Genomic DNA, 18,224 nt, shown 5'->3' with positions numbered 1-18,224 from the left:
CCCAGTAAATAAATCAAAGGAAAAGTATGAATATTAATAAAAGTAAAATTGCATTAGCACTCGGTGGATTACTCTTTTTAGCCACCCCATTTGCCAGCGCACTCGCCCATGAAAAACATTGTGATATTGAAAAGACCCAGTTGGGAAGTGCGATGAAAGATATGAAAAGCTCTCTGCGGGGTTATGTAAAAGCTTTTAAAGATGATGATTCACAAAGGATGCAGGACCATATGAATGGGTTGTTAAAGCTCAGCGCAATCGCTGCAGAGCAAACTCCACTGAAAGTTCAAAGTATGCATGCAGACAATATGGTAAATGAAGAGATGGGTATGTCTGATATGGATCATGGTGATATGGACATGGATAGCAGCGACCATGATATGTCTGGCATGGCAGGTATGGAAGGGATGAACAGTGCCCAGCATTCCCTGCATATGCAATATATGCAGGGGATTAATCAGCTTCAAGATCTATTTAAGTCGTTGGCTAACACCCAAGATAAAGACGAGATTAAAGCAATTTTGGGGCAGCTTAAAACCCACATCAGAAAAAGTCATCAGAGCTTCCGTCAAGATTGTGATTGATTTTTCGCTTCTTTATTCTCTGATTTTTGAAATCTAGGGGTTGTTGACTTCCCTCGTTTAAAAATAAACGCGAAAGGTCAATGGTCCCTAATAATAAGTGAAAGTATTTGTTAAAATAAAGTACTTTTAATCTATCGTTTGTATTTATTTGGCGTATGCTAAGTGTGTTAGTCAAAGAGGATAAATCCGGCGCTAATGATTGCACTTTGAGTGTGTGATGAAACAGATCCAGTCAATATATCTAACGGTAATAAAGGATAAGATCATGGCTAAAGGACAAGATTCGCAAAAATCAGAGAAGAAAAAATCTGAAAAAACAATGAAAGAAAAGCGCAATGAGAAACGGGAGAAAAAAGCCAATAAAGGTAAAATTTAATCCTTCAATAAATGCGTTTTTTTAATAGATAAGGCTGATTAGTGATTCGCTAATCAGCCTTAATTTTCCTAGTATAAAACTGTTACAGTTTATCTTTTTAATCCCTAAGTCTGTTTTTAAACTTTTTTGCAGTACAACGGGGGAACAATAATCACTCTGAATAGGAATCCTATATGCAGCTACAACACTCTCGCTTAGCGGTAGCGATGCTTGCCGCTTCATTAACTCTTTTTGCTTGTTCCAGCTCGCCCACAGGCCGGCCGCAGGTTTTGCTTTTCTCCGGCAATGATATGTCTCAACTGGGCGCGCAATCATTTGAGGAGTTAAAAAAACAGGAGAAGATTAATCACGATCCTAAAATCAATCAATATGTACAGTGTGTTAGCCACGCTATTACTGCACGTTTGGGGCCTCAGCCTGATTTTAGTGAATGGGAAGTGGTGGTTTTTGATAGTGAGCAAGTGAATGCCTTCGCACTGCCTGGCGGTAAAATCGGTGTTTATAGAGGTTTGCTTAATGTTGCTAAGAATCAGGATCAACTGGCGACAGTTATTGGCCATGAAATAGGTCATGTCATGGCGCAACACAGTAATGAAAGGCTTTCTCGTAGCCAGTTAGCCAATGCCGGTTTACAGCTTTCAAATATGGCAATGAATGGCAGTGAATATCAAAATATAGCGATGGCGGGGCTTGGGTTAGGTGTGCAATATGGCATCCTAATGCCTTACGGACGAGCTGAAGAGTCCGAGTCGGATATTATTGGTTTACGTTTGATGGCTGAAGCCGGTTTTGATCCCAAGCAAAGCATTGAACTTTGGAAAAATATGGCCAAGGCTTCAGGTGGTAACCAGCCGCCCGAACTGTTATCAACCCATCCTTCGCACGCAACACGTATTGAGGAGTTACAAAAACAGATTGCAAAATTGCCGGCAATCAATGTGCCGCGACAAAATTGTATTATGTGATGGTAAGGGGTAATGGGTAATGAGTAATGGGTAATGGGTAATGAGTAATGGGTAATGGGTAATGAGTAATGGGCTATGGATAGCAGATCTCATAACAAAAAAACTAAGATTAAGCCTGTATGGGTTAAATCAGTAGATTAATTTTAATAAAGCCCGTTAAGTTTAGTGCTGGTATTTTTTTTCGATTGCTTGAAATACGCCCTTTTTACGGGCTTTCTTTATTGAAAGGTTAAACTTTTTTAGAAAATCTTTATGGTCATTCTGTTTGGAAAAACCAAGATGATTAGAATCGATAGTAAAGGGGGTTGGTACAATATAAAGCTGCTCTTTGATAGGAAGTAATTCCGGGTGCTCTGTAAAAACATTGTTAAACGCGTATAAACCCGGGCTAATGATGGCGACATCTAAACGTCCTTTGGCAACTAATCTTAAACGGTGAGCCGGATCGCCATTATCGCCGATAAAGGTAAAGATATTCTCTCTAATGCCTCTCTCAAATTCATCGCCAATGAGGGCGCCGCGTGATGTACTGACCGTTTTACCCGCTAGATCCTGCACGTCCGTATAAGTGAAAGGGGTTTTTATATTGGTAACTAATAACACCTCCTCGTTATACATGGTATCGGAAAAATCGATAATACTCTGGCGGCTTTGGGTGGTAGAAAGGCCGATAGCGCCGCCTTTACCGTCTAACATGCTTTTATAGGCACGTGCCCATGTGGAAAAGTGGTAAGTAAATTTACAGCCTATATCTGCGCCAATATAGTCCATCATCTCAATTAAAATACCTTTCGGCTGCCCGTTTTCGATATAGGCTTTGGGTTTCATATGGGCATTCGCATAAATATCAATTTCACAGGCAAGCAGTTGCTTCGTTGCGAGGAGTAAGATAGACAATGAGATAAAAAACGATCGAATCATGAACTTTCCGCTAAAATGTTAGAATAATCAGTTCACTATAGCGTCTTTCGGGCTTTTTGCTTCTAGTTTACCGTTATAAATCTATAAATGAATGCTGTTCACATTATTTGCCTTGCTGGCTATTCGGCTCGTTTTGCATTTTAAATAGCCACCAAGATCTTCACTTATCAATCCATGCCTAAAAAACCGCCTGTTTGATGCGCCCATAGCTGTGCATAGATCCCTTTATCTTCAATTAATGTTTGATGTGTGCCTTGTTCGACAATCTTACCGTTATCTAAAACAATTAACCTATCCATCGCGGCAATGGTGGATAAGCGGTGTGCAATCGCAATCACAGTTTTACCCTGCATCAGCTTGTACAGGCTTTCTTGAATAGCGGCTTCAATTTCGCTATCAAGTGCGGATGTGGCCTCATCCAAAACAAGGATCGGGGCATCTTTAAGTAATACGCGTGAAATCGCAATACGCTGACGTTGTCCGCCTGAGAGTTTTACGCCGCGCTCGCCAACTTGAGCGTCATAACCTGTGTTGCCCACGTTGTCGCTCAGCCCTAAAATAAACTCGTGTGCTTGTGCCTGTTTGGTTGCCTGGATCATCTCCTCTTCAGTCGCATCGGGGCGGCCATAAAGAATATTTTCGCGTACCGAGCGGTGCAATAAAGAGGTGTCTTGCGTCACCATGCCAATTTTTAAGCGCAGACTCTCTTGCTGAACATGGTTAATGTTTTGCCCATCAATCACAATTTTGCCCTGCTCGACATCGTAGAAACGTAATAACAGATTAACCAGAGTGGATTTTCCCGCTCCAGAGCGACCGACCAAACCGATTTTTTCTCCCGCCTTGATGTGCAGATTTAGGAAGTCGATAACGCCTTTCGTTTCACCATAGTGAAAACTCACGTTATTAAACACGATATCTCCGTTTGTGACCTTTAATGGTTGTGCATCTTTTTGATCTTCAATCACATTCGGTTTGGCAAGCGTTGCCATTCCATCCGTTACTGTGCCGATATTTTCAAACAGGGAGGTGAGTTCCCACATTATCCATTGTGACATACCATTTAAACGCAGCGCTAAACTGATCGCAATGGCTATCTCGCCGACGCTAATCGCGCTTTTCATCCATAACGCAATCGCTAATGCACTAATGGCAAAAGCCAGAATATAGTTGGCAATTTGTACTGAGACATTAACGCCCGTGGCTAAACGCATCTGTCTGTAAACAGTCTCTAAAAATGCCTGCATCCCCTGTTTGGCATATTGAGATTCTGAATCGGTATGGGCAAACAGTTTAACGGTCGATATATTGGTATAACTGTCGACAATGCGGCCAGTCATAGTGGAACGAGCATCCGCTTGTTCAGTGGCAACCGCTTTTAAACGTGGGATAAAGTAATATTGCAGCATAATGTATATGACTAACCACACCAGCATAGGGATAGCTAAACGAATATCTGCCTTTGCTATCATGACTATCATAGAAATAAAATAGACCAGCACATAAACCATCACATCGAGCAACTTCATTACAGTTTCACGAACAGCAAGTGATGTCTGCATCACTTTAGTGGCAATACGGCCAGCAAAGTCATCTTGGTAAAATGAGACACTCTGTTTAAGCAAGTACCTGTGTGCAAACCAACGAATCGACATCGGGTAATTGGCCAATAAAACCTGATGTACAATTAATGAATGCAGCAGGGTTAATAGTGGAATAATAGCCAGCACCATAACTGACATAAGTATCAGCGTTTTCCCTTCATCCTGTAGCAATGTTTCAGGGTTTTTAGTGATTAACCAATCAACCAGTTGCCCCATAAAGCCGAATAGTGAGACTTCCAGAATAGCTAATGCAGCAGTAAGAATCGTCATAATGATCAGCGGGATTTTGTAATCCTGAGTATAATGAAGGCAAAACGCGAGCAAGGTATTCGGGGGCTGCGTGGGCTCTGCATCGTTAAGTGCGGGTACTAATTTTTCAAAAAATTTAAACATTTGCTGACCTTTGGCGACTTGTTATGCGGCTGTGTATATACCCATGATACCTCAAGGTGCTTTATCAGGACTCCGCTCGGAGCCCAGAATAAGGCGCAGCATGAAGGTAATGGTTGTTCCCTTATCGAATGCTGTAACGCAATACTGGTTTTCGAGCGAAGCCCCCGTAGGGCAAGCCAAATTGCACTCATCTGCGTTGTTATAAAACATCAATGTAGAATAACTATACTTCAATTTTATGTCTAGCAGCTAAGCCCAATTTGGTTTGCTGATTTTGCATCTTGAAGTAACATGGGTATCGGTAAAAAGTGTAACGGATGAGTATCAGTTGATAATATTTGCTATTACGCGTATCAATAAACAAACGAAGCGGCTTGCTCGTATTACACTGTAAATCACTCGTTAATTCAATACAGATGAGGCAATAAGATGAATAAATTTAATACATTACTCTTAGTTATTTTATGCGGCTTATTAACGGCCTGCGGGGCAGAAAAAAAGCAACAGGTGATTATTCCGCAGGCGCAGTTGCAGGCGCTGGATAAAGCTAAAAACCTAGAAAATGAACTGCTGAAAATGCAACAGCAAAAAGAAGAACAATTAAAAGCACAAGGATTGTAAATGACACAGGAAAGAGAGATGGAAAAGATAAGTTTTGATTGGTTAAATAAACTGCCTAAAGTTGAGCTGCATCTGCATCTTGAGGGAACTCTAGAGCCGGAATTAATGTTTGAACTGGCGCAGCGTAACCAAGTGACCATTCCATTTCAATCTGTTGAGCAGCTGCGCGCCGCATATCAGTTTAATAATCTGCAAGATTTCCTGGATATCTATTATCAGGGGGCAGAGGTGCTGCTCGTTGCACAGGATTTTTATGATTTAACCTGGGCCTATCTGCTCAAGTGTAAAGAGCAGAACATTATTCATGTCGAACCGTTTTTTGATCCGCAAACGCATACCGCGCGGGGGATCCCGTTTGCCACTGTGCTTGAGGGGATTGAAAGGGCATTAATTGATGGTAAAAATAAACTTGGGATCAGCAGCAAACTGATACTCTGTTTTCTGCGTCACCTCAGTGAAGAAGATGCATTTAATACATTAGCGCAAGCGATTCCCTATTTAGATAAAATCAGGGCAGTGGGGCTGGACAGTTCTGAAAAAGGGCATCCGCCTGAAAAATTTAGTCGCGTTTTTGCAAAGGCGCGTCAGCTTGGCCTGCTCACGGTTGCCCATGCGGGTGAAGAGGGACCCGCAGGTAATATCTGGACTGCGATTAATGATTTGCAGGTGGCGCGTGTTGATCACGGCGTGAGTGCTATCTCTGATCAGCCGCTGATGGCTGAGCTCATTAAAACACAGATGCCGTTAACAATTTGTCCCCTATCCAATACCAAGTTGAAAGTGTTTGCTGATATGTCTGATCACACTATTTTACAGATGTTAGCTGATGGCGTTTGTGTGACTGTTAATTCCGATGATCCCGCCTATTTTGGCGGTTATATGACCGAAAACTTTGTGGCTTTGGTGGATGCGCTGAATCTTAATAAAACACAGGCAAAGCAGTTAGTGGCCAATAGTATCAATGGCAGTTTTGTATCCCAAAAGAGTAAACAGAAAATGCTGGTGCAGCTCAGCGATTACCGATAACTGATTATCAATAACGATGCCGTTGTTTATTCAATACAATGTTACTTCAAGATGCTGATTTTGCATCTTGAAGTAACATGGGTATATTCGCCAAGATTGCCATTATCCAAGCAACAGGTTATTCTTTTTTGTATCAAAACGTTATAAAAGAAAATAAATCATGAGCCAGCCTCGACCCGCTATTTTTTACATCGATTTACTGCGCTTCATGGCTGCATTTGCGGTGATAGCTATCCATGTTTTAGGGCCGTTCCGTTACCTTTATGGTGAAATCCCCGATTCTGATTGGTTAGCTGCAACCGCTATTAACAGTGTAACGCGTTGGGCTGTGCCTGTTTTTATTATGCTCAGCGGCGCGTTATTGCTCTCCAGTGAGCGCGCCTTTAACTGCGAAGATTACCTGCGCAAACGGGTAGCAAAAGTAGCAGTTCCGTTTATTTGCTGGACGCTAATTTATGCCTTTATCGGCGGTTTTACTGAGGCAGAATGGTCAGCTGTTGAGACCCTTAAAATCATTGAAAATTCAGGTAATACGCCCGTTTGGTATCATTTATGGTTTTTCTATGATTTTATCCCCCTATATTTTGTTATTCCATTTTTAATACCTCTGCTAAAAAAAACCTCGCCCGAATTCATTAAACTGTTGATTATTACTTGGACGCTGCTGTTTTTAATGCATTGGCTGAAAGTAGAAAGCTTTTTACAGCAAAATATTATTTTATATACAGGTTACTTAATGCTCGGCTGGTATCTTTTTAACCGTGATAACAGCCGGCAGCTAAAATATTGGCTGATTGCAGGCATATCTATGTTGCTGTTGAATGTTTTTGGTTCATGGCAGTTGGCCATTGAAAGCGGTAAATACAGTAGTTTCTTTATGGGCTATAAAACGCTTAATACGGTAATTATTGCGGGTATGTTATTTGTCTGCGCACAAGCTTATGGTGATAAAATTGAGGGGAAATTGCGCGCTTTAATTACACTTATCTCAAAATACAGTTTAGGTATTTACCTGCTACACCCTCTGCTGTTGATTCCTGTTCGTAATTTAGATAACGGTTTTTACAGTGCGTTTATTTCAAACTGGTTGGCGATTCCGGTTATTACTATCGCCATTTTGTTTATCTCGCTGCTCTGCACTATCTCATTAGCTAAAATTCCGTTTCTTAAAGCTTTAGTACCTTAATAAAAAGGAGAAATAATGAAACTTCTTCTTTAATGTGATGATCGGATAAGCTTTGCGCATCCTATTTTTAACTCAGATGATTTTTTAAGGAGATAAAGATGAAAAAAGTAGCCATATTGTTAGCGGATGGGTTTGAAGAAGTGGAAGTTATTACCCCTGCCGATTTTCTTCGCAGAGCAGGAATACAGGTTATTCTCACCAGTATTGGGGGGTTAAACGTTATTGGTGGCCATGATATTGAGATCACTGCGGATATCACCCTTGATGCACTAGACGATGATTTGGATGGGATAATTTTACCGGGAGGAATGCCCGGCGCATCAAATCTTGCCCAATCAAAAGCGCTTATCAAGTTAGTGCGTAAAATAGATAATAACAATAAGCTAGTGGCGGCTATCTGCGCTGCCCCTGCGGTGGTATTGGGAAAGGCGGGACTGCTTGAAGGACGAAAGTTTACCTGTTATCCCGGTTTTGAAAATGCGATCACGGGTGCCGATTTTAGTACTGATCGGGTTGTTCAAGATGGCAATATGATAACCAGTCGCGGACCGGGAACGGCTGCTGAGTTTTCGATTGCTCTGATTGAATATCTGCTCGATAAAGAGACAGCCACAGCGGTTAAAGAAGCCACGCTGCAAAATTTCTAAGCAGAAATTATTGCGATTGCTATGGCGCAATCTGAGAATCACACTGAGGCCAGATTTTCGCCATGCCCTATTTTTAAAATGATTGTTGTAACATTTTATATAATCGTTCCAGTGCGACATTGCTTGCCTTAACCGTTACTCTTATTCCACCTTCATGATACTGCTCTTCTAGCACCTGCATCTTACTGTGGATCTCCCCCATAATACCGTTGGCGGTGTAAGGGATATTAAAACAAGCAGTGCACATCTGCTCTGCTAAAACGTCTTGAATCACTTGATGTACAACTGCAATGTCATGCGCATTACGCGTGCAGATTTGTAATGCGTTAGGATACTCAAGGGTTAATGCTTGTTTCTCAGCGGGTGTTAAGCAATCAACCTTGTTCAGCAGTAATAAACGGTTAGTGCTAGCAAGCTTTAATTGTTGTAAAACATCCTCAACGACTGCGAGTTGAGCGCGGAAGTTTTGATCTGCAGCATCAACTACATATAAGAGGAGCGTTGCATCTTTTGCTTCTTCTAATGTGGAATGAAATGAAGGGACTAAATCGTGGGGCAATTTTTTAATAAATCCGACCGTATCGGAAATTAAAATTTTGGGTTGCGTTGCGGGTGATAAGGCCCGCACGGTCGTATCTAGAGTCGCAAATAGTTTGTCTTCAATTAATACTTCGGCCCCAGTTAAGGCGCGCATCAAGGAGGATTTACCCGCATTGGTATATCCCACTAATGCTACACACAGCTCTTGCGCGCGACTGCTACGTTGTTCTTGCATCTCATTTTGTACATTTTTTAGTTCACGTCTGAGCTCTGCTTGTTTGTCGCGAATTTTACGGCGCTCAATGGCAAATATCGTTTCACCCTTGCCACGCCCGCTATGACGTTCACTATTGCCGCTATGGTCACTGCGTAATCTTGGGGTTAAATAATTTAACCGTGCCAGCTCAATCTGTAACCGAGCGCTGCGTGTATGCGCATGACGGCTAAAAATTTCAATAATAATGCCCGTGCGATCAAATACCTTAACGCCTAATATATCCTCAACGTTACGTAATTGCATTGGACTGAGTTCACAATCAAAAACCACTACATTGGCATGTGATTTAGCCTTCGAGCTGCTTAAAAAGTCGTTCAATGCGTGTTCATCAATATTAGCGAGAGCATCTTCCGAATCGAGACTATTTATCTCTCCTGTCATACGAGCTAGCTCTTCGAGTTTACCCGATCCCAATACAGACAAACGTTTAGTCGAGTTTTGCCTCTGGGTTTGCGTCGCAAAAACAGTAAACCCCAAGGTGCTGACTAAACGCTCTAATTCGGCTAACGACTCATTAATTTCCTCGGTTGTGACATGCGGAGTGCGAATGGAAATTAATAAAGCACGGGTGATCGGCTGTTCAATAGTAGTCGGCATAATAACGCTCAAGGTTAGGGTGATGGTGTTTACTGGTTTGAATCCTACGCTTTTGTCATTGACTTTCATCTGCACATTATTTCGAAGGCGATGTTTAATTGCGCATTTAAACGTGAGAGCTACAACGTCCTGTATTAAAGAAGAATATTGGTCTATGGTTTGATTTTAAGCAAGTCAGAGGAGTTGGATTATGAAAAATAATGTTGGTGGTCTTGATCGTGCTCTGCGTATTATTGTTGGACTCGTTATTATTGCTGCAGGTTTCTATTTTCAAAGCTGGTGGGGCGCTGTGGGGTTAATTCCGCTGTTAACTGGCAGCATGGGCTGGTGCCCGGCTTATTTACCTTTCGGCATATCGAGCTGTGCTTGTGATAAAAAAGAAGAGTAAGTCTCTGAATTTTCAATAATGCTGAACATAATGAAGAATCAGCAAATAAAGCTAAGTCGCAAACGCCCATAGCGACTTACAAAACTAAAAAAAAGCCAAATTTACTTGGTCACTACTTTGCTCGCGCTCGGGGAAAAGCGAGCGTGTCATAGCTTACATTTCCACTATTTTAGGTGATTGGAGGCATATAGCCGCAGCTTTTTATTCTCTAATATCAATTTTATCAGCCAATACCGACTTGTATTACTCGCCTTTTGAGCAGTGTAATATTTTTAGAGTTTAGTCGAGTCTGGTGTGTTTTTTCATCCAATGTTTTAAAAGAATAAAAGGTTTGGATGTCCCGCCTTTTCGTGTCCCGCCTTTTACTCATAGGTGCCAAGGCCGCTAAACGGGCGATAAAAGCCAGCGGCTCAAAGATCACATGAGTGGTACAGTCACGGTAGGGGGAGTTGGCAAGTAAGTAGTTATTGCCGCAGACACCGGGGCCAGTGATTCTTCGTTGCTATTTTCGTTCTCAGTTTCGTATATATATTCTTGAGAATCAATTAGCTGCTTAATTAACTCTGGAAGTTTATTGCGGTAAAAGGCGGGGTTATGGTCACGCGCGGCGGCAGGTAATGAATGTACAAATGAGCTAACTTGTTCTTGTATAAGATCGAAGTTAATACTATCGGGACCACCAGTTGGCATTGCGCTGATAACGTTATTAAGCAATTGTTCACAATAACTTATACTTTTAATTGTAACTGGTTGAAAAACGAAAAAGTTATTAGCAATGCGATAGATCGATTCCTGTTCTCTTATCGTTAATCTTTCTTGTTCAACTAGTCGTTTCAACTCAGCCTTGAAATTAGCTTTCATTGTAGCGATACGTAAAAAAATGGCTCTCTTCTTTTCCTCTTCGACCTTTCTTCTCTGCGCTTCTACATAAAAATAGGCAATGACAAGTATAACTAAAAAGGGTATTACAAAATATGCGATGACTTCTAACATTTAATACATCCAATATTTATCATCGTCCAGTCAGCAGACTAATAAATTTACTTAACCAGACTAAAAAAATTAAATACCAACTAAGGTTAACAAACTCAGCCAGAAATTTACCACAAGAAATAGATCTTCAACTTTGTTGTACGTTTATCTATAGGCCAAAAAACCAATATTTTCAGTAATGTAGTTGACATTAATGTGTAATCAATACACTTGTAATACCTCTCTTATTTGAATGGATATTACTATCAAAACTAGGGAAGTTTGCAACTTTGTAATTAATTCTTAACTCTAGATAAGGTCGAGGATTATGATCTATTTTTCAGTTCGAGCAAGTTTTTTTAAATATCATTAAAAGTTCGGCATTGAAGTACCCACATAAAGTTTGGGCTAGGTTCTAAATCTAAAAGGGCTTCCGAAATAAATCTCAAATAGAAATATGTTGTTAATGATCAAGTGATCAGCATTCTTGCATCTGATCTTTCTAGGCACATTCGTTCGCCATGGGGGGCGAAAGCGAGCGTAAATGAGGGACTCACAACAGATAAATAGTGCAAAATCTCTAAGTCGCTATATGTCCCTTTCTAACTTAGGAAGCTAACTTGCAACGGCCCTATACTAAATGCATTTGTAGATTATTAAGAATCAAAGGTGCTTAATCATTTAAGTGACGCTGTAAATTATAAAGCATTTGCGCGGTTGCGCCCCATATCATCCTATTCTGGTAGGGGATGCAGTAGGTGAAATGGCGTTTTTTATTGGCGGTTAAATGCTGTAGATAATAGTTTTTTTTATTAAGAACAAACGTAAGCGGTACTTCAAATATGCTTTTAACTTCCTGCTCATCTATTTGCAGGGTGTGATTACTTTGCACAAATCCCAGATAGGGATAGACCACAAAGCCGCTTACTGTCGGCAGTTTAGGCAATGTGCCAAAAATAGCTATCTGATCTTGCAAAATGCCAATCTCTTCTTCTGTCTCACGCAGAGCCGTCTGTTTCAGACTGCTGTCGCCTTGTTCCTGCTTCCCGCCGGGAAAGCTGATTTGCCCCGGATGATGGCGCAGATGTAAAGCGCGCTCGGTGAAGATTATATTTAATCCATTAGCACGTTTTACGAAAGGGATTAACACCGCTGCTTTTTTTAAGCTGTGATTATTTATAAGCAGTGACTTTTCAGCTGCGCGTAAATCGGTGCTTATAGGCTGATTATGAAAAAAAAAGCGATTTAAAAAAACTTGCTTATCCATTGACTTGCCTGAAGTTAACCAAAATGATTAATTAATCATAACAGCAATTTAAAGAGTCACAAAAATAAGTGAACAGAGAGTGATAACTCTCTTATGTAGCAAAACCACTTCAAGATTAAAACTCCCTTGGTTAGCGATTGTAGAAATCATTCTTTTAATAAAGGTGATTTTATCGCTCAAATTATAAATATAAAAGATCAGTCGGCCTCTGTTATGTGATGAACAGGAAATATTCCCCTTTGTTTTTGTGAACTTTGTTCTGGCTGATTTGTGTTGTTGTGCTATTTTTTATTGATAACCTCATGACCGTTGATTTTTTTGTGACTCTTGCCGTGTTGTTTATTTTTGCCACTTTAGTGATGGCTAATAAATACTGACGGATCTATCCGAAGTGGCTATCGGCGGGTTGTTTTGACTTTTTTACTTAAAACCTCACATAAAGGATTAATAGAGATGGGAAAATTAATCTATTTAGCCGGGATCTTTACTTTGTTTCCTAGCCTGATACTGGCTGACAGTCCATCACAAGATCTGTCTGAACTCGGTTTTGATGAACTAATGCAGATGGAGGTTACCTCGGTAAGTAAAAAAAGTGAAAAACTTTCGCAAGCTGCCGCTGCAGTTTATGTGGTGACTCAGGATGAGATCCGCCGCTCCGGTGCGACATCTATTCCTGAGGCGTTACGCTTGGTTCCAGGTGTTGATGTCGCGGAGATTGATCCCAATAAATGGGCTGTGAGTATACGCGGTTTTAATGGCCGTTTTGCTAATAAATTATTAGTGTTAATTGATGGTCGCAGTGTTTATACGCCAACACATTCTGGCGTTTACTGGGAATATCTTGATTATCTGTTGCCGGATATTGAGCGTATAGAGGTGATCCGAGGTCCCGGTGCCACTCTGTGGGGGGCCAATGCGGTGAATGGTATTATCAATATTATTACGCGGGAAGCCGCTGACACCCAAGGTGGGCAGCTTGCCCTGGCTGCGGGTAATGAATTAAAGCTGGTTGAGGGACGTCAGGGCTTTGCGCCTTCTGAAAATGCACAGCTACGTGTTTATGCCAAAGGACGACGTTTGGATGAATCTGACGATCTGTTTGCTACGGGGCAGGATAACGGCGGAGATTATCTGCAGACGGGTTTACGTTTGGATCTGCAACCAAGTGAAGATCAATCACTGACCTTTCAAGGAGATCTGTATCGTGACTCTCTACAGCAGCAGCATAAAGTTCCTAGCTTTGAGGCACCGTATATGGATCAAGTTGTGAATGGCGATGTCGAAGCTAAAGGGGGGAACTTAGGGATTCGCTGGAGCCAGATCAGGAGCCTTGATTCAGAATTAAGTGCTAGTTTTAACTATGATTTTTATGATCACCAGGAACTTAAATATAGTGAACATCGTGATACCTTGGATTTTGAGCTGCAGCATCAGTTTGCGCCATTTGCAGATCATGAGTTAGTTTGGGGGGGCGGTTACCGCTGGAGTAAAAATGATTTCACTTCCTCATCGCTTGTTTCTGTTTCTGAAGCTGTGGAATACAGTGGAATCTGGAATCTGTTTATTCAGGATACGTTACGTTTTCCTGAGCAAAATATATCTCTGACCTTAGGCACTAAGTTTGAAGGTAACAGTTATACGGGTACCGAAGTGCAACCTAACTTACGCATGAGCTGGGTGCCTAGTGAGCAGGTGACTTGGTGGGGGGCTGTATCGCGTGCGATGCGTACGCCTTCGCGCGTGGAAAACGAAGGCGTGCTTAATATTTACGTTGTACCGCCATTTGCGGAGGATCCGAATAATCCGCTACCCACTATGCTGCAGATTACAGGGAATGAAGGCTTTGAATCTGAACAATTAGACGCCTATGAGTTAGGTGTTCGCTGGATGCCTCACCCTGAACTAGCGCTGGATATCGCTACTTTTTATAATGATTATAAAAATCTGCGTAGTTATAATTTAGGCAATGCGAATATGCAGTTTGTCAATGGCGATATGTTTGCCGTGGTGCCGCTTAACCTTGACAATAATATTCAGGGACACAGTAGCGGTTTGGAACTGTTAACAACTTGGCAAGCCACTCCCCACAGCCGTTTGCGTCTCTCTTATAGCCTGCTCGATATACAGCTAGAGGATACTCAGCCTAATATGTACAGTGAAAATCTGCTCTCCTTGATGGCAGACCGCTCATCTACGCATCAGGCTTCCTTGTGGGGCAGTTTTAATTTAAGCGAAACAGTGGAATTAGATTTACGCCTTTATTACACAGGTCAGCGCTCTTGGTCTAACGCGGTTCCGGAAGTAATTAAGAACAATATTGATGGTGATCTGCGCCTTGCTTGGCAGCCGATGCCGTCATTGGCGTTATCCCTAGTGGGACGTCATCTGCTAAATTCAGACAAACAACAGTTTCAAACTGAATCCTGGTCATCCCCCTCACGCATTGAACGCAGCGTCTTTATCAAAGCTATCTTGAGCTGGTGATTGCTATTGGAGAGTGTAATGGTGACAACTTTTAGGTTACGTTATTGCTTACTGCTGTTTTTCCCGCTAGTGATGGCATATGAAGAGTGCTTCGCATCAGCTACGCCGCGCGCTATAAATTCTTTAAAAGTGGCCTATATATATAATATTGCCAAGTTTACCCGTTGGCCGGATGCAACCTGGAACAGCCCTACCGCGCCATTTCAGCTTTGCTTCTATAGTAAGGACCGCATGGATGAGGAGTTGCAGACGTTACAACAAAAAGAGATTAGCGGTCATCCGATTGTACTGCTGCAACCAGAAAGTAAGCTTGATTTTCAGCAGTGCAATGTTTTTTATATTAATACCAGTGAACGCAATCGTTACCGTTATATTCTGTCATTAATAAATCAGAAAACAGTGCTAATTATCAGTGATGACAGTCCTTTTTTTGATTCTGGCGGACTTATTAATCTGGTTGAAATCGATCAGCGCCTGCGTTTTCAAGTGAATAGGCTGCAACTCGTCCGCTCTGAACTGCAATTTAGCTCTAAGCTGCTTAAGCTGGCGATCCTAGTTGATAATCCGAGGTGATTTTAATGATACAACTTAAGCATCTTTCATTACGTAGTCAGTTAACCTCGATCGGTTTGATGTCCGGCGCTTTGGTAGCCTTGACAATAGTGATCTTAATTGGCGTTATGCAATACCATTACAGCCATCTTGATGCACGAAATCAGTTGCAGACATTGGCCAGATTAATGGCTTCACAGAACACCGCTACATTGGCTTTTCGTGATCAAGAGGCGGCCAAAGAAAGCTTGGATAGTCTGCAGGCCAAGCCGGAAATTGTGCTTGCTAGGATTTACGATAACGATAATCTGTTACTGGCTGAATATATTCACCCCTTTTTTGCTAAACATGCGGATAACAGATTCTTGCAAATGAATTTGCAAGAATTACAACAAAGTGGATTTGATAATATTCTTTACCATATTGAGCCGATTAGCTTCGAGGGTAAAGCGTTGGGTAATGTGCTGCTGATGGATGATCTTAGCCTGCTGCGTGAGCGTTTATGGCGACAGGCTATATTTGCTCCTTTTATTTTGATGCTTGGCACTTTACTGGCTTTTTTGCTCTCTGCGCGCATGCAGCGCCTTATTTCGCAGCCTTTGTTGGATATGAGACAAGTGATGGAGCAGGTTTCAGAGGAGAAAAACTACCATATCCGTATTCCCGGTGAGCGTTATGATGAAATCGGTTCGCTGATCCTGGGATTTAATATGATGTTAGAGCAGGTTGAAGCGCGAGATAAGGAGCTGGAAAATTATCAAAATAGCTTAGAGGAAAAAATCACCCTACGAACTCAGGAGTTAATCTTAGCGAAAGAGAATGCCGAAGCGGCGAGCAAAGCTAAGAGTGAATTTTTAGCTACTATGAGCCATGAGATCCGCACGCCGATGAATGGCGTTCTGGGCATGACGGAACTGTTACTTCAGACCAAGCTCAATGATCGACAGAAACGCTTTACTGAAACGGTTTATCAATCGGGTAAAAGTCTGCTCCATATCATCAATGATATTTTAGATTTTTCCAAAATTGAAGCGGGAAAAATGGAGCTCGAATCCATTGAATTTAATTTGCGAGAGTTGATTGAAGAGCTTGCTGTTTTGTATGCGGAGTCTTCATACAGTAAAAACATGGAGCTTGTACTTGCAATTCCGCCGCGTTTCTCAAACAATTATCAAGGTGATCCGGTAAGACTCAGACAGGTACTGAGTAACTTGCTGAGTAATGCGCTTAAATTTACAGATCAGGGACAGGTATTATTGCAAGTTACTGAGTCACAAGGGCGGTTGACGTTTGCAATTGAAGATACAGGTATAGGTATTAAAGAAGATAAAATTGAGCATATTTTCACCTCGTTTTCCCAGGCTGATAGTTCAACTACGCGAAAATATGGTGGAACAGGATTAGGTCTGCCGATTGCACGGCAACTCGTTGAGATGATGGGCGGAGAGCTTAGCGTAAAATCAGAAATTGCACGAGGAAGTTGCTTTACGTTTACGCTTGCGTTAATACCACTGCAATCTGTTGATTCGATAATGCCGTTTGATTTATCTGTTGTGCAGGATAAACGCTTGCTTGTTGTTGATGATAACCAGACTAATCGATTGCTTTTTAAGGATCAGCTGGTGGCGATCGATATCAGTTGTGATTTAGCTGATAGTGGTCAGCAAGCGTTGCAGATGATGCAAGCTGCTGATATTGAGAAACGGTCTTATGATCTGCTTATATTAGATATGGATATGCCGGATATGGATGGCTTAGAATTAGCTCATAAAATTCGTCAAAATTTATCTTGGCGGCAGCCTGAAATAATCATGCTGAGCTCTGTTGATGCAGATCCGAGATCATTAAAGGATAACCGTATTAGCTGTTTTCTTAATAAACCTGTTTTACAAAAAAATCTTTACCGCTGCTTAATGCAAGCCTTTCAAGTAGAAATTAAAGGAGATGAAAAAGAGGTTTATTCTGAGTATCCAGATCTTCATTTCGACTATCCATACCGAATTTTGCTTGCCGAAGATAACAAAGTTAATCAGGAAGTCGCTCTAATCATGTTGGAATCGTTTGGTCTGCAAGTTGATATAGCCGAACATGGTTTAGCAGCGGTTGCTGCTGTTCAACAGCAGACCTATGATCTTATCCTAATGGATATGCAGATGCCTGAGATGGATGGATTAGAGGCAACTCGCCGGATCCGGAAAATGGAATTAACAGGCAAACTTGCTGCAGGTATAACTATTGTTGCGTTAACTGCAAATGCCATGGATGGAGATATGGAGCTGTGCTTGAAAACGGGTATGAACGGTTATTTGAGTAAACCTTTTTCAGCCGTTGATCTTTATGAGTCATTAACTCCGTGGCTGAATGTGCCACGGCAGAGCGCGTTGACTGATTTTATAAAAGATGATCAGGATTATGATTATGATGATGATGATTTAGAAATCATAAAAGATGAAACTGCCGCATCTGTAGATCCTAGTGCGCTGGAAAAAATTGCCGCACTTAGTCCTGAACAGTCAACCTATTTGGTTAATAAGGTTATTCATCTGTTTTTAGATACGTTAGAAGAGAGTTTAGTGCAGTTAGCTAATCCATCTCAACAATTTGACAGCATACGGAAACTGGCTCACACATTAAAATCAAGCAGCGCAAATGTAGGCGCCTATCAGTTAGCGGATCTATGCAAACAGTTAGAGCAGGCCGTTATTGCAGAAATGTTATCTTTAATACCAGATCTTATTACTAATATTAAGCAGGAGTCTTGCTTGGTGAAACGTTATTTTTATGCAGAAACAGAGTTTAGGCGTAGCGTCTAATTTGAGGTTTT

Annotated in this window: 15 protein-coding genes; 10 read left to right on the top strand and 5 right to left on the bottom strand. The window is 41.5% G+C overall.

Annotated features, from left to right (window positions below):
* Positions 1 to 26: 26 nt before the first annotated feature.
* Positions 27 to 584 (top strand): hypothetical protein, encoded by a 558-nt coding sequence (locus ACJAT7_RS00775; protein WP_415224889.1) that lies wholly within the window; start codon positions 27 to 29, stop codon positions 582 to 584.
* Positions 585 to 1,133: 549 nt separating this feature from the next.
* Positions 1,134 to 1,925: a M48 family metallopeptidase gene (locus tag ACJAT7_RS00770; protein WP_415224888.1), complete on the top strand. Its 792-nt coding sequence runs from the start codon at positions 1,134 to 1,136 to the stop codon at positions 1,923 to 1,925.
* A 162-nt stretch (positions 1,926 to 2,087) separates the two neighbouring features.
* Here the strand turns inward: ACJAT7_RS00770 and ACJAT7_RS00765 are convergent, their stop codons facing one another.
* Positions 2,088 to 2,846: a substrate-binding periplasmic protein gene (locus ACJAT7_RS00765; RefSeq protein ID WP_415224887.1), complete on the bottom strand. Its 759-nt coding sequence runs from the start codon at positions 2,844 to 2,846 to the stop codon at positions 2,088 to 2,090.
* A gap of 167 nt (positions 2,847 to 3,013) precedes the next feature.
* The gene (locus tag ACJAT7_RS00760; protein WP_415224886.1) at positions 3,014 to 4,843 is read right to left on the bottom strand and encodes an ABC transporter ATP-binding protein; all 1,830 of its coding nucleotides are present in this window, start codon (positions 4,841 to 4,843) and stop codon (positions 3,014 to 3,016) included.
* 429 nt (positions 4,844 to 5,272) lie between these two features.
* On the opposite strand from ACJAT7_RS00760, the gene ACJAT7_RS00755 reads away from it, so the two are divergent.
* From ACJAT7_RS00755 to ACJAT7_RS00740, 4 genes are all read left to right on the top strand, one after another.
* A complete protein-coding gene (locus ACJAT7_RS00755; protein WP_415224885.1) occupies positions 5,273 to 5,464 on the top strand; it encodes a hypothetical protein in 192 nt (63 codons plus the stop codon).
* A complete protein-coding gene (locus ACJAT7_RS00750) occupies positions 5,465 to 6,490 on the top strand; it encodes an adenosine deaminase (protein ID WP_415224884.1) in 1,026 nt (341 codons plus the stop codon).
* 160 nt (positions 6,491 to 6,650) lie between these two features.
* Positions 6,651 to 7,676, top strand: a complete 1,026-nt coding sequence (locus tag ACJAT7_RS00745) for an acyltransferase (RefSeq protein ID WP_415224883.1) — start codon at positions 6,651 to 6,653, stop codon at positions 7,674 to 7,676.
* Positions 7,677 to 7,774: 98 nt separating this feature from the next.
* Positions 7,775 to 8,323 carry a DJ-1 family glyoxalase III gene (locus tag ACJAT7_RS00740; protein ID WP_415224882.1) on the top strand — a complete coding sequence of 183 codons (549 nt, stop codon included), beginning with the start codon at positions 7,775 to 7,777 and terminating at the stop codon, positions 8,321 to 8,323.
* Between the two features lie 73 nt (positions 8,324 to 8,396).
* On the opposite strand, the gene hflX is transcribed toward ACJAT7_RS00740, so the two are convergent.
* Positions 8,397 to 9,737, bottom strand: a complete 1,341-nt coding sequence (gene hflX / locus ACJAT7_RS00735; RefSeq protein ID WP_415224949.1) for a GTPase HflX — start codon at positions 9,735 to 9,737, stop codon at positions 8,397 to 8,399.
* Between the two features lie 190 nt (positions 9,738 to 9,927).
* Between hflX and ACJAT7_RS00730 the strand changes: the two genes are divergently transcribed.
* Entirely contained in the window at positions 9,928 to 10,125 is a 198-nt protein-coding gene (locus ACJAT7_RS00730) for a DUF2892 domain-containing protein (protein ID WP_415224881.1), read from the top strand.
* 417 nt (positions 10,126 to 10,542) lie between these two features.
* Here the strand turns inward: ACJAT7_RS00730 and ACJAT7_RS00725 are convergent, their stop codons facing one another.
* Together ACJAT7_RS00725 and ACJAT7_RS00720 are read right to left on the bottom strand one after the other, a co-directional pair.
* The gene (locus ACJAT7_RS00725) at positions 10,543 to 11,118 is read right to left on the bottom strand and encodes a hypothetical protein (RefSeq protein ID WP_415224880.1); all 576 of its coding nucleotides are present in this window, start codon (positions 11,116 to 11,118) and stop codon (positions 10,543 to 10,545) included.
* A gap of 652 nt (positions 11,119 to 11,770) precedes the next feature.
* Positions 11,771 to 12,364 carry a CoA pyrophosphatase gene (locus ACJAT7_RS00720; RefSeq protein ID WP_415224879.1) on the bottom strand — a complete coding sequence of 198 codons (594 nt, stop codon included), beginning with the start codon at positions 12,362 to 12,364 and terminating at the stop codon, positions 11,771 to 11,773.
* Positions 12,365 to 12,817: 453 nt separating this feature from the next.
* Here ACJAT7_RS00720 and ACJAT7_RS00715 point away from each other — a divergent pair, with 453 nt between their 5' ends.
* The 3 genes from ACJAT7_RS00715 to ACJAT7_RS00705 are packed head-to-tail and all read left to right on the top strand — an operon-like array spanning position 12,818 to position 18,213.
* A complete protein-coding gene (locus tag ACJAT7_RS00715; protein ID WP_415224878.1) occupies positions 12,818 to 14,848 on the top strand; it encodes a TonB-dependent receptor plug domain-containing protein in 2,031 nt (676 codons plus the stop codon).
* An 18-nt stretch (positions 14,849 to 14,866) separates the two neighbouring features.
* Positions 14,867 to 15,421 (top strand): YfiR family protein, encoded by a 555-nt coding sequence (locus ACJAT7_RS00710; protein WP_415224877.1) that lies wholly within the window; start codon positions 14,867 to 14,869, stop codon positions 15,419 to 15,421.
* Between the two features lie 5 nt (positions 15,422 to 15,426).
* Positions 15,427 to 18,213 (top strand): response regulator, encoded by a 2,787-nt coding sequence (locus ACJAT7_RS00705; protein ID WP_415224876.1) that lies wholly within the window; start codon positions 15,427 to 15,429, stop codon positions 18,211 to 18,213.
* Positions 18,214 to 18,224 lie beyond the last annotated feature (11 nt).

Origin of the sequence: Psychromonas sp. (genome assembly GCF_047632995.1) — a bacterium.
Lineage (GTDB): Bacteria > Pseudomonadota > Gammaproteobacteria > Enterobacterales > Psychromonadaceae > Psychromonas.
The sequence above is the reverse complement of the archived record's forward strand: the minus strand, read 5'-3'. Positions and strand labels throughout refer to the sequence as shown.

What these genes read in the sequence shown, in the direction of transcription:
- ACJAT7_RS00775 (WP_415224889.1), top strand. Translation starts at nt 27, where the DNA reads ATGAATATTAATAAAAGTAAAATTGCATTAGCACTCGGTGGATTACTC.
- ACJAT7_RS00770 (WP_415224888.1), top strand. Translation starts at nt 1,134, where the DNA reads ATGCAGCTACAACACTCTCGCTTAGCGGTAGCGATGCTTGCCGCTTCA.
- ACJAT7_RS00765 (WP_415224887.1), bottom strand. Translation starts at nt 2,846, where the DNA reads ATGATTCGATCGTTTTTTATCTCATTGTCTATCTTACTCCTCGCAACG.
- ACJAT7_RS00760 (WP_415224886.1), bottom strand. Translation starts at nt 4,843, where the DNA reads ATGTTTAAATTTTTTGAAAAATTAGTACCCGCACTTAACGATGCAGAG.
- ACJAT7_RS00755 (WP_415224885.1), top strand. Translation starts at nt 5,273, where the DNA reads ATGAATAAATTTAATACATTACTCTTAGTTATTTTATGCGGCTTATTA.
- ACJAT7_RS00750 (WP_415224884.1), top strand. Translation starts at nt 5,465, where the DNA reads ATGACACAGGAAAGAGAGATGGAAAAGATAAGTTTTGATTGGTTAAAT.
- ACJAT7_RS00745 (WP_415224883.1), top strand. Translation starts at nt 6,651, where the DNA reads ATGAGCCAGCCTCGACCCGCTATTTTTTACATCGATTTACTGCGCTTC.
- ACJAT7_RS00740 (WP_415224882.1), top strand. Translation starts at nt 7,775, where the DNA reads ATGAAAAAAGTAGCCATATTGTTAGCGGATGGGTTTGAAGAAGTGGAA.
- hflX (WP_415224949.1), bottom strand. Translation starts at nt 9,737, where the DNA reads ATGCCGACTACTATTGAACAGCCGATCACCCGTGCTTTATTAATTTCC.
- ACJAT7_RS00730 (WP_415224881.1), top strand. Translation starts at nt 9,928, where the DNA reads ATGAAAAATAATGTTGGTGGTCTTGATCGTGCTCTGCGTATTATTGTT.
- ACJAT7_RS00725 (WP_415224880.1), bottom strand. Translation starts at nt 11,118, where the DNA reads ATGTTAGAAGTCATCGCATATTTTGTAATACCCTTTTTAGTTATACTT.
- ACJAT7_RS00720 (WP_415224879.1), bottom strand. Translation starts at nt 12,364, where the DNA reads ATGGATAAGCAAGTTTTTTTAAATCGCTTTTTTTTTCATAATCAGCCT.
- ACJAT7_RS00715 (WP_415224878.1), top strand. Translation starts at nt 12,818, where the DNA reads ATGGGAAAATTAATCTATTTAGCCGGGATCTTTACTTTGTTTCCTAGC.
- ACJAT7_RS00710 (WP_415224877.1), top strand. Translation starts at nt 14,867, where the DNA reads ATGGTGACAACTTTTAGGTTACGTTATTGCTTACTGCTGTTTTTCCCG.
- ACJAT7_RS00705 (WP_415224876.1), top strand. Translation starts at nt 15,427, where the DNA reads ATGATACAACTTAAGCATCTTTCATTACGTAGTCAGTTAACCTCGATC.